The following is a 15,447-nucleotide window of genomic DNA, read 5'->3' on the forward strand; positions in this document are numbered from 1 at the left end:
AGGGCGCTTGTTAATGAAAAAACTGCTTAGCAAAGTGCTTTTATCCGCTGCAACTATCGGTGTTTTAGCTGGGTGTGCAGGTGAAGAAGACACCATCATCATGGCGCCTGTGCCACAAGTACAAAGTGAGTTTACGCCTTCACAGCAATGGTCGGCGTCAGTAGGCGATGGTGTTGGACACTTCTTCTCTAAGCTGACTCCTGAGTACGCTTATGGAAAAGTGTTTGCTGCGAGTCGATTAGGCTTGGTGAAAGCGCTGAATCCAGAAATGGGTAAAACTGAATGGGAAGTCGATTTAGAAGAAGAGACATCGGCTCGACTTTCTGGTGGTATCACAGCAGCTTACGGTAAAGTGTTTATTGGCAGTGAAAACGGCCAGCTAATTGCGTTAGATGCTGAAACAGGTGAACTTGAGTGGCGTGTTGATGTAGATGGCGAAGTGTTGGCTGCACCTGTCGCTGACAGCAACTTCATTATGGTGAACACTAGCCGTGGCATGTTAATCGCTTTAGATCAAACTAGCGGTGAGCAGAAGTGGACTATCAGCACCGAAGTTCCAAACCTAACGCTGCGTGGAGATAGCACTCCAGCAACGGTATCTGGTGGTGTCTTCTGGGGCACAGCTAATGGTCGACTAGCGGCTGCAATAGTGGAACGTGGTCAACTCATTTGGCAACAGCCTGTAGGCATGCCTCAGGGGGCGACTGAAATTGATCGCTTAGTCGATGTTGATGCGTCTCCCGTTATTTTAGGCACAACGCTTTACACTGTTGGTATAAACGGCCAATTGATTGGTTTAGACCTTCGTTCTGGTAAACCAATTTGGAAACGTACTTATTCTTCCGCGACAGATCTAGCCAGTGATGGCAGTCGTTTGTTTGTCGTAACCGATAAAGATCATATTGCTGCTGTTGATGCGCGTAGTGGTACCGAACTTTGGAGTAACGACCAACTTGAGCACCGCCTGCTAACTGCTCCTGTAATAATCAATGGCTATGTCGTTGTTGGTGATACGGAAGGTTACTTGTACTGGATAGATCGTTCGAGTGGTGAGTTTGTCGCACAGCAGCTTGTTGACGAAAGTGGCTTTGCCGTTGGTCCTGTTGCTTTACCTGATGGTTACGTAATTACAACGCGCAATGGCGATGTAAAGAAACTGACGATCAAGAAATAATTTCGTGATACAATTCACATTCGGCTCCTGGTTGGAAACAGCTAGGAGCCGTTTTATTGAGATAAACTAAAGTGAATGTGGTTATAGGTAACGCCTGGCTTGTTAACGCTTGGCAGGATGCAAGTCGTTACCTATAACTACATAAGAAAGAATATTGTAGAGGTTGTTATGGTACCTGTTGTTGCTCTTGTAGGGCGCCCAAATGTAGGTAAATCTACGCTGTTTAACCGATTAACACGTACGCGTGATGCTTTGGTTGCGGATTTTCCAGGGTTAACGCGTGACCGTAAATATGGCCAAGCTAAGCTTGGTGAACACGAATTCATTGTAATCGATACTGGTGGTATCGATGGCACTGAAGAAGGTGTTGAAACTAAAATGGCTGAACAGTCGCTAGCGGCGATTGATGAAGCTGATGTGGTGTTATTCATGGTGGATGGTCGTGCTGGCCTAACGCCTTCAGACATCGCAATTTCGAACCATCTTCGCAAGATTGAAAAGCCATCTATGTTGGTGGTAAACAAAGTCGACGGTATCGATGCTGATGCTGCATCTGCAGATTTCTGGCAACTTGGTGTGGAAAACATGTACCAAATTGCGGCAGCGCACGGCCGTGGTGTTGGAGCATTGATCGATCGCGCTCTTAACCCATTTGCAGAAAAAATGGCGGAAGAGGCAAAAGGCGAAATCGAAGATTTAACTGACTTTGTAGACGAAGAAGAAGAGAAGCTCGATTACACTGAAGAAGAAGCTGAACAAGAGTTCAACCGTCTTCAAGACCAGCCTATCAAACTCGCCATCATTGGCCGTCCAAATGTTGGTAAATCAACACTGACTAACCGTATTCTTGGTGAAGAACGTGTGGTTGTGTATGACATGCCAGGGACGACTCGTGACTCTATCTACATTCCGATGCAGCGTGACGACCGAGAGTACGTGTTGATTGATACTGCTGGTGTTCGTCGCCGTAAACGTATTAATGAAACTGTAGAGAAGTTCTCAGTTGTTAAAACGCTTAAAGCTGTTGAAGATGCGAACGTAGTCCTTCTTGTTATTGATGCTCGTGAAAATATCTCTGATCAAGACTTAAGCTTGCTTGGTTTTGCTCTTAACGCTGGCCGATCGATTGTTATTGCTGTCAACAAATGGGATGGTCTAGACACTGATGTGAAAGAGCACGTGAAGAAAGAGCTGGATCGCCGCCTAGGCTTCGTAGACTTTGCTCGAATCCACTTCATTTCAGCACTGCATGGTACTGGTGTTGGTCACTTGTTTGAATCAGTTCAGGAAGCTTATAAGTCGGCAACAACTCGTGTAGGTACATCGGTACTGACTCGCATTATGAAGATGGCCACTGACGATCATCAACCACCAATGGTTCGTGGTCGCCGTGTTAAGCTTAAATATGCTCATGCTGGTGGTTACAACCCACCAATCGTAGTCATTCACGGTAACTTGGTAAACGATCTACCTGACTCTTACAAACGTTACCTAATGAACTACTATCGCAAGTCTTTGGAGATCATGGGGACACCGATCCGCATTAACTTCCAAAGTAGTGATAACCCATTTGAAGGCAAAACGAACAAGATGACGCTATCCCAAGAGCGTAAGCGTAAACGCCTAATGAGTGCGATGAAAGATCGTAAAAAATAGTAAACTGGCCCAAGTATCTACTTGGGCTTTTTTATGCCCATAAATTACAGAGTACCAACGCTATGATCTCTCCAACCATTACTCAATTTTGCCATCAAGTTTGGCAACTTGATTCCACAGTGCAGCTTGTCGAAAAGCAAGGCAGTGTTAGCTATGTTGTGGCAGATAAAACCCCTTTTCACCCTGTTAGCCATATTTGGCCAGATCATCCTGCTGATACCGGGAGACTGGTCGTTGGCGAGCAGGATGTCGAAGTATTCGATAGTTTAGTCGGTGCGATTGAGCTATCAACGGATCAGCTGTATGTTGACAAAGCGATCCCCGTAAAACGTGATAGTGATGGCTGGGTGTTCGTTGTAGTTCACTGCGTTCACCAAGCTATCGACTTATCAGTTGGGCAATTGATAACCTTGTGTGTCGATAAAGAGCGCCAACTAGCATTGAGCCGAGGCCATAGCGCAGGACATTTGGCTTATCTTGCGCTTAATAAGGTGCTAGCCGATGGCTACTGGCGCAAGGATGCGGATAGAAAAGACCCTCATGGTCACTACGATTTTAATAGCTATGCTCAAGAAACAAGCTTCGTAACCGAAGATAAATGTGTCGATAGCTATCGCTTAGGTAAAACACTGCGCAAAAGAGGGCTCAACAGTGCAGAAATGCTGCAGGATCTAGCAAGTATTGAATCTCGAGTTAATGCACAATTATCTGATTGGTTATCGTTATCTTCTACTGTTGAGATGCATTGTGATGGTGAAGCATTAACGGATTCTCGTTACTGGCGATGTAACTTACAAGAAGGAGAAATTGCCGAGATTCCTTGTGGAGGAACGCATGTCACCTCATTAAATGAGTTCGCTCGTATTACTGTCTCTCTATGTCAGATTGATGGACAGAACATTGAAATGCACACCGATGTAATTCCGACATAGCCCTAAAGCGATCTTTTTATTAAAATCTGTTTATTCTGTTCCGTGTGTTTATTTGTGGTTTTTTATATTGTTTAAAATCCAAAAACAGCACATGTAACTTATGCTTTCGGTGTGTGGTGATATAAATATTCTTTTTAGGGTAGATCGCTGATCAAATAGAATAAAGCGGATGATCATATAAAGATCATGGTAGGAGAATAACACTCAGTATAACTCATACTAGTGAACTATCACGGGACAAAATCAAGGAAAGTGACAATGATCTTGTTAGATAATCCCCGTATAAGTAAAAGTTAAATGACATTATAAAGGTGATGCGATGACTGAGAATCAATGCCCGAAGTGTGATAGCGAGTTAGAGTGGGATGGCGCTTATCACTGCGGATCTTGTTCTACCCATTATAAAAAAATAGGATATTGTCCTGAATGTAGTGCAGAGCTAGAGAAGCTACAGGCGTGCGGCTCGGCAAGTTACTTTTGCAATACTTGCAATGAGTTAAAGTCGAAGTCGAGAGTAAGCTTTGTGCTTCAGCCCATTTTAGCTCGTGACTAAGCTAGGAAGTGAAAACCTAGACCTAATCAGTTAACAGTGGAGTGTACTTCACCATCAGCAAGGCGGGTGACCAGTGTGTCGCCCATTTTTACATCTGAAGCACGTGTTACCACTGTCCCATGCTTATCTTGAGTGATGGAATATCCACGTTTTAACGTTGCCAAAGGACTAACTGTGTCAAGCTTTTCCGCGGCTAAAGCCAATTGATGTCGTGTATTGAGCAGCTTTCTATCCATAGCATCCAACAACTTTTGTTCTAGCCTTTGTAGGCTAGATTTTTGTTCGCTGAGCTTTGTAACGGGAGAGTGGAGCTGTATTCGATATTGTTGTCGTTGTACGGCCTGTTTGCGCATGGTGATGAAGTTGTTCATGCTTCGATGCAAGCGTTGTTCTAACTCGTCGAGTTGTTGGCTCTGGCGCTGTAGCTGATGGTTAGGGTGTTGTTTCTCTAAACGGTGCAGCAATGTTGCGTTGTGTTGACGCTGTTGGCTTAGGTAATAGCGAAGTGCGCTAACAAGCTTTTGATGTTTGGTCGCCAATGCCTGATCTTTATGGCTATTATCACGACTAACTAACTCAGCAGCGGCAGAGGGAGTAGGGGCACGCATATCTGCTACAAAGTCAGCAATAGTAACATCCACTTCATGACCGACAGCACTGATAATAGGAATCTGGCTAGCTGCGATAGTTCGAGCCAAGATCTCGTTATTGAAACACCAAAGATCTTCCAATGAACCGCCCCCTCGACCAACAATCAAGACATCACACTCGTTACGACTATTTGCGCAGCCAATTGCTTGAGCGATTTGAATCGCTGCGTCGTCACCTTGTACCGTTGTTGGATACACCACAACAGGCAGCGAAAGGTCTCTGCGTTTTAACACATCAAGAATATCGAACAGCGCCGCACCGGTTTTAGAGGTAATGACCCCAACACGGGTTGGATGCTCAGGGAGAGGGTGCTTGTTGGTTTGAGCAAAGAGTCCTTCCCCTGCGAGTTTCATTTTCAGTTCATCAAACTGTTGCTGCAGGCGGCCATCACCTTCTGGCTGCATGCTTTCAATGATCAGCTGATAGTCCCCACGAGGTTCATATAAAGACAAGCGTGCTTTTACTAGAACTTGTTTACCATTTTGCGGCTTGAAGGTTACACGTCTATTGTTGCCCTTAAACATCGCACACTTAACTTGGGCGCGAGAATCTTTAAGGGTTAGGTACCAATGACCTGAGACAGGGGCTGAAAAGTTTGAGATTTCACCAATTAGCCACACAATTCCCATTTCATTTTCAAGGAGTAAGCGGACTTCTGCATTGAGACGGGAGACAGTGAAGATATTTTGATTGGTCAGAGAAGACACAGCTAATCTCATAGACGTGAGTATGGAAGTTAGCGGCAATATAATACATATCAAGGGGGTAATTGCAAATAAAAAATAGAAAAATGTGTAGCCAAGCGATTTCGTTAGCCGTATAATCCGTCCGCAATATCTAATCCAAATGCAATGAAGTTGCCTTAATTTTGTTGCCCTCATTATGCGAAACGATGAGATTGGGTTGTTCTTTTTACTCCTCTAATTGTGAGATATTGCAAATGCTAAGAATTGCCAAAGAAGCGCTGACATTCGATGACGTACTACTTGTGCCAGCACACTCCACCGTTCTCCCAAACACAGCTGATCTTCGCACTCAGTTGACGAAAAATATCACCTTAAATATCCCAATGATTTCTGCGTCGATGGATACTGTGACGGAAGCTCGTCTTGCTATCGCACTTGCGCAAGAAGGCGGTATTGGTTTTATTCATAAGAACATGTCTATTGAACAGCAAGCAGAGATGGTTCGTCAGGTTAAGATTTTTGAAGCTGGTGTTGTAACCAACCCTGTGACTGTGAATCCTGATGCAACTATTGCTGATGTTGTCGCTTTAACTGAAAAGCACGGCTTTGCTGGTTTCCCTGTTGTTACTGAAAGCAATGAATTGGTTGGTATCATTACTGGCCGTGACGTTCGCTTTGTTACTGACTTATCAAAAACAGTTGAATCGGTAATGACACCTAAAGATCGCTTGGCTTCGGTAAAAGAAGGAGCAACTCGTGAAGAAGTGCAAGAGAAAATGCACGAAGCACGCGTTGAGAAAGTACTGGTTGTGAACGATGAGTTCCAACTAACCGGTATGATCACTGCGAAAGATTTCCATAAAGCAGAACGTAAACCAAACGCATGTAAAGATGAGCGTGGTCGTCTACGTGTAGGTGCAGCTGTTGGTGCTGGTGCTGGTAACGAAGAGCGTGTAGCCGCTTTGGTTGAAGCTGGCGTAGACGTTCTACTTATCGACTCATCGCACGGCCACTCTGAAGGTGTACTTAACCGTATCCGCGAAACTCGCGCAGCATACCCTGATCTCGACATCATCGGTGGTAACGTAGCAACAGGCGCAGGTGCTAAAGCACTTATCGAAGCAGGCGTAAGTGCTGTTAAAGTGGGTATTGGCCCTGGTTCTATTTGTACTACTCGTATCGTAACGGGCGTAGGTGTTCCTCAAGTTACTGCAATTGCAGATGCTGCTGAGGTGGCAAATTCTTACGGTATTCCAGTTATTGCTGACGGCGGTATCCGCTTCTCAGGCGACATCTGTAAAGCTATCGTAGCGGGCGCATCAGTTGTGATGGTTGGCTCTATGTTTGCGGGAACAGAAGAAGCACCGGGTGAAGTAATTCTTTACAATGGCCGTTCATACAAAGCTTACCGTGGTATGGGTTCACTAGGCGCTATGTCACAAGGTTCTTCAGACCGTTACTTCCAGTCTGACAACGCTGCAGACAAGCTAGTACCAGAAGGTATTGAAGGTCGTATCGCATACAAAGGTCGCTTGAAAGAAATCGTACATCAGCAAATGGGTGGTCTACGTTCAAGCATGGGTCTAACAGGCTCAGCGACTATCGAAGCAATGCGTACTCAAGCAGAGTTTGTTCGTATCTCAGGTGCAGGTATGAAGGAGTCTCATGTACACGATGTTCAGATCACCAAGGAAGCACCAAACTACCGTTTAGGCTAATTTTACTTGTTATTTTGTCCGAGAACGGCGTCGAAGATGCTCACTTATACTTATTAAGCTGCGCGTCTTCTCCTTGTTCTCGACCAAAATCCCGACGTAAAACGGGAACAAGAAATCTTACGTAAACGTTTGCTTTTTTCCTTGAAGCATTGATAAGAGGCGAGTAAACTCGCCTCGTTTTCATAACCTAGCTTATAAGACTGCCCAAAATGACTAAAAACATTCATGACCAACGTATTCTGATCTTGGACTTCGGTTCTCAGTACACTCAACTTGTCGCTCGCCGCGTACGTGAAATCGGCGTTTACTGTGAACTATGGAGTTGGGATGTAGAAGAAGCGGATATTCGTGAATTCAATCCAGACGGAATTATCCTTTCTGGCGGCCCTGAAAGTGTAACCGAACAAAACTCGCCACGTGCACCTCAATATGTATTTGATTCTGGTGTTCCAGTTCTAGGTGTATGCTACGGCATGCAGACTATGGCGGAGCAACTTGGTGGTAAAGTAGCAGGCTCTAACGAGCGTGAATTTGGCTACGCACAAGTAAAAGTATCTGGCGAATCTGCACTATTTAAAGATCTTGAAGCGACTCAAGATGTATGGATGAGCCACGGCGACAAAGTAGTAGAAATTCCAGCTGACTTTGTAAAAGTGGGCGAGACAGAGACCTGTCCGTACGCTGCAATGGCAAACGAAGAGAAGAAATACTACGGCGTGCAATTCCACCCAGAAGTAACGCACACAAAACAAGGCCTGCAAATGCTAGAGAACTTTGTTCTTGGCGTATGTGGCTGTGAGCGTCTGTGGACTTCAGAGTCAATCATCGAAGATGCTGTTGCTCGTATTAAAGAGCAAGTAGGTGAAGACGAAGTTATCCTAGGTCTATCGGGTGGTGTTGATTCATCTGTTGTCGCGATGCTGGTTCACCGTGCGATTGGCGACAAGCTAACATGTGTATTCGTTGATAACGGTCTTCTTCGCTTAAACGAAGGTCAACAAGTAATGGATATGTTTGGCGACAAGTTCGGCCTAAACATCATCAAAGTTGACGCAGAAGATCGCTTCCTTGCGGCTCTTGAAGGTAAGTCTGACCCAGAAGAGAAGCGTAAGACAATCGGTCACGTATTCGTAGACGTGTTCGATGAAGAGTCGAAGAAGCTGAAAAACGCGAAATGGCTTGCTCAAGGTACGATTTACCCAGACGTAATCGAATCGGCTGCATCTAAGACGGGTAAAGCGCATGTAATCAAATCACACCATAATGTGGGTGGTCTTCCTGATGATATGGAAATGGGCCTTGTTGAGCCACTACGTGAGCTATTTAAAGATGAAGTGCGTAAGATTGGCCTAGAGCTTGGCCTGCCTTACAACATGCTTTACCGCCACCCATTCCCGGGTCCTGGTCTAGGTGTTCGTGTTCTTGGTGAAATCAAGAAAGAGTACTGTGATCTTCTACGCCGCGCAGACGCGATCTTCATTGAAGAGCTACACGCTGCGGACCTATACAACAAAGTATCTCAAGCGTTCACGGTATTCCTACCAGTACGCTCTGTAGGTGTAATGGGCGATGGCCGTAAGTACGACTGGGTTGTGTCTCTACGTGCTGTAGAAACGATTGACTTCATGACTGCGCATTGGGCACATCTACCATACGACTTCCTAGGTAAGGTTTCTAACCGCATTATCAACGAAGTTGATGGCATTTCACGCGTAGTTTACGACATTTCAGGTAAGCCACCTGCAACTATCGAGTGGGAATAATTCCCAACGGTATTGTTTTTGATTGATGAAGCCCTGAGGATTCCTCGGGGCTTTTTTATATCTATCGCTGTCACATATGGTGCTCAGTTGATGAAACCAAGTGCGCATTAAGTAATTGAAAATCTTATGTTTACTAACTTAGTGTTTTTTGTAGCACACCTAATACTCTTGATGTCACCATACGTTGGATGGTTTACATCGAGAGGAAATCACTCGCAAATCTCCCGTTCAACATCACATTTGTCTGCATAGGTCTCCATTAAGCCTCTATTCTTCTAAAGAATTTTTTAGTGAGACAGGGACTTCACTGATGATAAAACTAAAACCACTCACCTTACTTGTGGGCTGTTCAATAGCGGTAAATGCTATGGCAGCGATGAACATTCAACCTGACCCAGAAAACCCAACTGGTTATGTCATTTCTCGTGCTGATATCCAAGCGGCTGGCGATGCGCAAACCTCCGACCCTATGTATGCCATTTGGTCTAAAGCATTAGAAACTCGCCCTAATGCTGTGGTGGAAGCGATTGAGCCGGGAGCGGCTGCAAACCCAGAGAATGTTAAGCGCGTAGAGCGGGTTTTTCCTCAATCAGAGTGGGATTTCCTCACTCAAATGGCCACGCATGAATATACTTACACTCGCTTTCTACGTGCGATTGGTAAGTTTCCGGCATTTTGTGGTGAATACACAGATGGCCGTAATTCGGATGCGATCTGTGAAAAGTCGATCGTGACGGCATTTGCTCACTTTTCGCAAGAAACCGGTGGTCATATCGCCAAAGATAATATTTCGGATAACCCATTAGCACTGGAAGAGTGGCAGCAAGCGCTCGTTCATGTACGCGAAATGGGTTGGTCTGAGGGGCAAGAAGGTTATACAACAGGATGTGGTCAGGACTATTGGCAGAACCGCCGCTGGCCATGTGCTGCGGGGCAAGGCTACTTTGGCCGCGGTGCTAAACAGTTATCCTATCACTTTAACTATGGTGCATTTTCGGAAGTGATGTATGACGGCGATGCAACGGTATTGCTTAACAATCCCGGTTTGGTTGCGGATTCTTGGCTAAATCTGGCCTCTGCCATTTGGTTCTTCCTAACGCCACAGGCACCTAAGCCGGCGATGCTACATGTGATTGATCGTACTTGGACGCCATCTCTGCGTGAAATTGATGCAGGTATCGGATATGGCTTTGGCACCACAATTAATGTGATTAATGGTGGTATTGAATGTGGCGAACAAAACAAAGAGAAAGGACAGCCAGTCAATCGTATTCGTTACTGGGAAGGGCTATCGAGTCATTATCAGATTCCGCTAGAAGCCGACGAAAAGAACACTTGTTGGCAGCAAACACCTTACGGTAGCTTAAACCTTAATGGTGCAACGGATGTTCTTTACACTAACTGGGATGGCAACTGGAAATATTACCCAGATCGCCCAGAAGGTTACTCGTTTGAGTGTGAGCTGGTGGGCTTCCAAACTGCCTATTCTGCACTTGTTCCAGGTGACTACGAGAAATGTGTCACTAACTTTTATGGCTCACATGCAAGTTGGCCAGAGGTTCGAGTGGTAGAACAGCTTGATCCTGTCGACCCAGGTACTGACCCTGGCGGTAATGGATGGGATGTAAACAAAGTGTATAACACTGGCGATCAAGTGACTTATAACGGAGCAACATATCAAGCGAAATGGTGGACTCAGGGCGATGATCCTGCCAATGGTGGACCTTGGGAGTTAGTTGAAGGCACACCAACCGAGCCTGTACCTGAGCCAACCCCAGATCCAACACCAACGCCTGACCCAGAACCAACGCCAGATCCGACTCCAAACCCAACTCCGGATCCAAATACCTTTATTCAATGGGAAGCGGGAGTGACACAAGTGGGGAATGGCGACAAAGTGACGAATGCGGGTAAATGTTTTGTTGCGAAGAACTCCCCTGGGGTTTGGGACACACCGACTGCTAGCAACTGGTTCTGGGATGAAATTTCGTGTCAGTAGTTTGCGGAGTCGTCCGTAGCGAAAAACTTTAGACCGACGGTTTAGACTCTCCAACTAAGGTAGCAATATGCATTAAATAGAGCTTTAGGTTACCCATGTTCCTAAAGCTTTTTCTATTGTTCGATAGAGGGTTTAAGCCCTTAAAATCAATTATTTAACATTGGTGGTATTAATTGGCTTATGATGATCTAATTGCTGATGTGGTACTTTACTGAATTGTTTTTTCCTTAGTGTTATTCAACCTGACTTATCCCTTTCATATTCAATTTCCTAACTTATGGTGATTTTCGAAATCTTAGTTTTCGCAAGGTTCGCTATCATTTAACGTTATCTGTTTTAAAATCCGCGCGTAATTTTTATTAACTTTTTTGAAAGGTGCGCGAAATGTCTACTAAACTGGCAAACCCAGCCCCACTTGGCCTAATGGGTTTCGGTATGACAACCATCCTGCTCAACATCCATAATGCAGGTTTCTTCCCAATCGACTCAATGATTCTTGCGATGGGTATCTTTTACGGTGGTCTGAGCCAAGTTCTAGTTGGTATGATGTGTTTTAAGCGTGGTGATACTTTCGGTACAACCGCATTCACTTCATACGGCTTGTTTTGGTTGACATTGGTTGGGTTAATCGTGATGCCATACATGGGGCTGCCAGCAAGCCCTGCTCACTTTATGGGGTGGTATCTAGCTCTATGGGGTATTTTCACAGGTTTCATGTTCATTGGTTCACTGTGCTACCCACGAGCTAAGCAAGTTGTGTTCGGCTCGCTAACGGTTCTGTTCTTCCTATTGGCTGCCCGTGATTTTACTGGTAGCACTCTAATCGGTACGATTGCTGGCTTTGAAGGCATCTTCTGTGGTGCGAGCGCGATTTATTTTGCAATGGCCCAGGTGCTTAACAATGAATATGGTCGTACGATCTTGCCAATTGGTGAGAAGAAATCAGCATCAGTTGCACCTACTACTCAAGAGATTGCTGCTTAAGTCAGTGCAAAACCAGACATTCTGGTACGGGAACAAAAGAAAGGGGCTAACCATTGGTTAGCCCCTTTTTTAATGTCCGTTATTCGGACCACTGCTTTTTCTTATATTTCCTGCCAACAGGACAAGAACTGAATAAGACTTAGGTTGATGGCTGCTCTACTGCTTCTGTTGAGTCGCTATCTGCAGTTGGTGTTTTACCGGTTTTGCGCTTGTACTTCTCTTCCCAGTAATCAGCACCTTTAATGCCAAGTTTTACAGGGTTGAATGTGTACTCTGTCACGCCTTTCTTCTGTTGTTCTTCATAGTCGGCTAGCGCTTTAAGTGCTGGCTTCGACATGAAGAAAATTATCAGAATACCGACAATGTTTAGCCAAGCCATTAGGCCTACGCCCACATCACCCATCGCCCAAGCGAGATTCGCTGTCTTAACAGTACCGTAGAACACTGCGGCCATAAGTACCAACTTTAGGACGAACATTAAGCCGTTAACTTTGAAGGTACGACGAATATAAGCAATATTTGTCTCTGCAATGTAGTAGTAAGCAAGGATGGTAGTGAATGCAAAGAAGAACAATGCAACAGCAATAAACGGCTTACCAACACCAGGTAGCGCACTTTCGATCGCCATCTGTGTGAAGACTGGACCGTTAGCACTGATTTCAGCACTGATGTTCTGAACTAGGAACGCACCGTCTGCACCACCGTGTACGTTGTATGCACCCGTGATAAGGATCATAAACGCTGTTGCTGAACATACTAGCAGTGTATCGATATAGATTGAGAATGACTGAACCAGACCTTGTTGCGCTGGGTGATCAACGTTTGCTGCTGCAGCTGCGTGAGGACCAGTACCTTGACCTGCTTCGTTAGAGTAAACACCACGTTTAACACCCCAACCAATCGCAGCACCAACACCAGCCATAGGAGTGAATGCATCGCTAATGATCATAGAGAAGATGCGTGGAACTTCACCGATGTTAAGTAGGATGATAACGAACGCTGTGATGATGTACGCAAGCGCCATAAATGGAACGACGATTTGAGTGAAGTTCGCAATACGCTTAACACCACCAAAGATGATGAAACCAAGGATGATTGAAACAACCGTACCAGTGAAGATTTTAGCGAAGCTGAATGTACCGATTGCGGTTTCGATCATCGCACCCGGGCCAAACGCTGCTTCTACTGCGTTACCGATGCTGTTTGACTGAACACCAGGTAGTAGCACACCACATGCAAAAATAGTCGCAATTGCGAATATCCAAGCGTACCACTTCTGACCCATCGCTTTTTCAATGTAGTAAGCTGGACCACCGCGGAATTCGCCTTCGTCTTCTTCTTTATAGATTTGCGCTAGAGTGGATTCTGCGTATGCTGTTGCCGCGCCAAAGAACGCAACAACCCACATCCAGAATACTGCACCTGGGCCACCGAAACCGATAGCGGCAGCAACACCTGCAATGTTACCTGTACCTACACGGCCAGAAAGCGAAACGGCAAGTGCTTGGAAAGATGAGATACCTTTCGTTGAACTCTTGCCTGAAAGTAGTAAGCGCCACATTTCGAAAAAGTGACGAATTTGAACGAATCGAGTCATGATCGAATAGAACAAACCAGCACCAAGACACAAATAAATCAGTGCCGGACTCCAGATAATTCCATTCAGAAAATCAACTAATGACTGCATGAGCATTTTCCCTGTTTTGTAGATGTATTGTTTGTTTTCTAGGCGATACATTAACCTTTGTGTAACTCAATTGTTAATGGTTTTATCTATTAGAGCCTAGCGGTGTGATTAAGAGCACAAAACTCCGTCTGGTTGTTAATAATTAGTTCTCTATATTAGTTTTTACTTATTTCTACGATCTTATTTGAATTATTTGATAACTATTAAGGGACTTATACGGTTAACTTATCGGTGGTTGTAATTTATTAATCTCTGAATTAGTTACTCTCAGTAAATTTATATTCCGATTAATTTTTAAGCAGAAAAATCGCGCTCACTGATAGCGAGATAAATCTAGGCCATCGATAAGTGGCTGAGTAGCCATTGGGTAGGCTTTCGTTGATTGTGTAATGACTTGGCTTAGCAGCTGCGCTGAACCGCATGCCATGGTCCAGCCCAAAGTGCCGTGACCAGTATTCGTAAACAGGTTTTGGTAGCCTGTTTTGCCAATGATCGGGGTTCCGTCTGGGGTCATAGGCCTAAAGCCTGTCCAGTATTCTGCGTGCTCGAAGTTGGCACTGTGTGGGAAAAGATCTTTGGCGACCATTGAAATCGTGTTTTTGCGTTTTTCTGGAATTGTAGGGTCAAATCCTGCTAGCTCTGCTGTGCCAGCCACGCGGATGCGATCATCGAAACGCGTTAAAGCGACTTTGTAGGTCTCATCCATTACTGTCGAAGTTGGAGCTAACGTAGGGTCGATGATAGACGCAGTCAGTGAGTAACCTTTTACTGGGTAAACCGGAATAGCAATGCCTATTGAAGCAAGCAATGGAACAGAGTAGCTGCCCATTGCGACGACAAACGCATCGGCATGAAGGGTTTCTTTGTCCGTGATGACGGATGTAATTTTACCTGAGCTGCGGTCTAGGCCTTGAATGGTATGGTCAAACTTAAACTCGACACCTTGCTGTTGCGCTTTCTGAGTGAGTTGCTGACAAAACAATTGGCAATCGCCCGTTTCATCATCTGGCAAATACAGCCCACCTTTGAGTTTATCTATCACTGGCGCTAGACCTGGTTCTTGTTCGAGGCACTGTTGTGGATTGAGCAATTTGAAGCGGGTGTTGGCCTGTTGTAATAAGCGGATGTCTTTTTCGACTGCATCCAATTGCTTCTCAGAACGAAAGACTTGGAGCGTACCGCGTTGGCGACCTTGGTATTCTAACCCCAACTCTTGATTTAATTGCTGCAGACATTCACGGCTATGGTTAGCGACTTTTAACATACGAGACTTATTGACTTCGTAGCGGGTCAGTTGGCAATTGCTAAGCATCTGCATGGCCCAGTTGAGCATTGTGATGTCTACTTTAGGTTGAACTTTTAAAGGAGCATGCTGCTCGAACAGCCAACGGATCGCTTTTTGTGGGATACCTGGAGCAGCCCATGGTGAAGAGTATCCATAAGAGATTTGCCCGGCATTGGCGAAGCTGGTTTCCTGACCACTTTTCGCTTGTCTATCGATAACTACGACCTCATGGCCCGCTTTAGATAGATACCATGCGGTGGTTACACCAATCACGCCGCTGCCTAATACTGCAATTTTCATCTTCATGCTCACATTAATGACTTTTGCGTATCGTGCGGGTTTTACATTGTTTTAACAAT

The 15,447-nt window shown here is 45.2% G+C and carries 11 protein-coding genes; 8 read left to right on the forward strand and 3 right to left on the reverse strand.

Annotated elements, in window-relative coordinates; translation table 11 throughout:
* The first annotated feature begins 13 nt into the window (after window positions 1-13).
* From bamB to ACXABW_RS03180, 4 genes are all read left to right on the forward strand, one after another.
* Complete coding sequence (gene bamB, locus ACXABW_RS03165) at window positions 14-1,174, forward strand: outer membrane protein assembly factor BamB (RefSeq protein ID WP_457523953.1); 1,161 nt, start codon at window positions 14-16, stop codon at window positions 1,172-1,174.
* Window positions 1,175-1,342: 168 nt separating this feature from the next.
* Window positions 1,343-2,830: a ribosome biogenesis GTPase Der gene (gene der / locus ACXABW_RS03170; protein ID WP_252029667.1), complete on the forward strand. Its 1,488-nt coding sequence runs from the start codon at window positions 1,343-1,345 to the stop codon at window positions 2,828-2,830.
* Window positions 2,831-2,892: 62 nt separating this feature from the next.
* Window positions 2,893-3,762 (forward strand): alanyl-tRNA editing protein, encoded by an 870-nt coding sequence (locus ACXABW_RS03175; RefSeq protein ID WP_457523955.1) that lies wholly within the window; start codon window positions 2,893-2,895, stop codon window positions 3,760-3,762.
* 319 nt (window positions 3,763-4,081) lie between these two features.
* Entirely contained in the window at window positions 4,082-4,315 is a 234-nt protein-coding gene (locus ACXABW_RS03180) for a zinc ribbon domain-containing protein (protein WP_457523957.1), read from the forward strand.
* 26 nt (window positions 4,316-4,341) lie between these two features.
* Here the strand turns inward: ACXABW_RS03180 and xseA are convergent, their stop codons facing one another.
* Window positions 4,342-5,673 carry an exodeoxyribonuclease VII large subunit gene (xseA, locus tag ACXABW_RS03185; protein ID WP_457523959.1) on the reverse strand — a complete coding sequence of 444 codons (1,332 nt, stop codon included), beginning with the start codon at window positions 5,671-5,673 and terminating at the stop codon, window positions 4,342-4,344.
* Between the two features lie 233 nt (window positions 5,674-5,906).
* Here xseA and guaB point away from each other — a divergent pair, with 233 nt between their 5' ends.
* The 4 genes from guaB to ACXABW_RS03205 all read left to right on the forward strand — a co-directional run bounded on the left by guaB (window position 5,907) and on the right by ACXABW_RS03205 (window position 12,116).
* Complete coding sequence (gene guaB / locus ACXABW_RS03190; RefSeq protein WP_252029671.1) at window positions 5,907-7,370, forward strand: IMP dehydrogenase; 1,464 nt, start codon at window positions 5,907-5,909, stop codon at window positions 7,368-7,370.
* A 209-nt stretch (window positions 7,371-7,579) separates the two neighbouring features.
* Entirely contained in the window at window positions 7,580-9,133 is a 1,554-nt protein-coding gene (gene guaA, locus ACXABW_RS03195) for a glutamine-hydrolyzing GMP synthase (RefSeq protein WP_457523960.1), read from the forward strand.
* Between the two features lie 310 nt (window positions 9,134-9,443).
* Window positions 9,444-11,132 (forward strand): chitinase, encoded by a 1,689-nt coding sequence (locus tag ACXABW_RS03200; protein WP_457523961.1) that lies wholly within the window; start codon window positions 9,444-9,446, stop codon window positions 11,130-11,132.
* Window positions 11,133-11,516: 384 nt separating this feature from the next.
* Window positions 11,517-12,116, forward strand: a complete 600-nt coding sequence (locus ACXABW_RS03205; protein WP_252029674.1) for an acetate uptake transporter — start codon at window positions 11,517-11,519, stop codon at window positions 12,114-12,116.
* A gap of 139 nt (window positions 12,117-12,255) precedes the next feature.
* On the opposite strand, the gene ACXABW_RS03210 is transcribed toward ACXABW_RS03205, so the two are convergent.
* The gene (locus ACXABW_RS03210; protein ID WP_265688426.1) at window positions 12,256-13,803 is read right to left on the reverse strand and encodes an alanine/glycine:cation symporter family protein; all 1,548 of its coding nucleotides are present in this window, start codon (window positions 13,801-13,803) and stop codon (window positions 12,256-12,258) included.
* 313 nt (window positions 13,804-14,116) lie between these two features.
* Window positions 14,117-15,388 (reverse strand): D-amino acid dehydrogenase, encoded by a 1,272-nt coding sequence (locus ACXABW_RS03215; RefSeq protein WP_457523962.1) that lies wholly within the window; start codon window positions 15,386-15,388, stop codon window positions 14,117-14,119.
* Between the last annotated feature and the right edge of the window lie 59 nt (window positions 15,389-15,447).

Source organism: Vibrio paucivorans (assembly GCF_054053395.1).

Coding starts and splice junctions, on each gene's coding strand:
- bamB (WP_457523953.1), top strand. CDS start 14: ATGAAAAAACTGCTTAGCAAAGTGCTTTTATCCGCTGCAACTATCGGT.
- der (WP_252029667.1), top strand. CDS start 1,343: ATGGTACCTGTTGTTGCTCTTGTAGGGCGCCCAAATGTAGGTAAATCT.
- ACXABW_RS03175 (WP_457523955.1), top strand. CDS start 2,893: ATGATCTCTCCAACCATTACTCAATTTTGCCATCAAGTTTGGCAACTT.
- ACXABW_RS03180 (WP_457523957.1), top strand. CDS start 4,082: ATGACTGAGAATCAATGCCCGAAGTGTGATAGCGAGTTAGAGTGGGAT.
- guaB (WP_252029671.1), top strand. CDS start 5,907: ATGCTAAGAATTGCCAAAGAAGCGCTGACATTCGATGACGTACTACTT.
- guaA (WP_457523960.1), top strand. CDS start 7,580: ATGACTAAAAACATTCATGACCAACGTATTCTGATCTTGGACTTCGGT.
- ACXABW_RS03200 (WP_457523961.1), top strand. CDS start 9,444: ATGATAAAACTAAAACCACTCACCTTACTTGTGGGCTGTTCAATAGCG.
- ACXABW_RS03205 (WP_252029674.1), top strand. CDS start 11,517: ATGTCTACTAAACTGGCAAACCCAGCCCCACTTGGCCTAATGGGTTTC.
- ACXABW_RS03210 (WP_265688426.1), bottom strand. CDS start 13,803: ATGCAGTCATTAGTTGATTTTCTGAATGGAATTATCTGGAGTCCGGCA.
- ACXABW_RS03215 (WP_457523962.1), bottom strand. CDS start 15,388: ATGAAAATTGCAGTATTAGGCAGCGGCGTGATTGGTGTAACCACCGCA.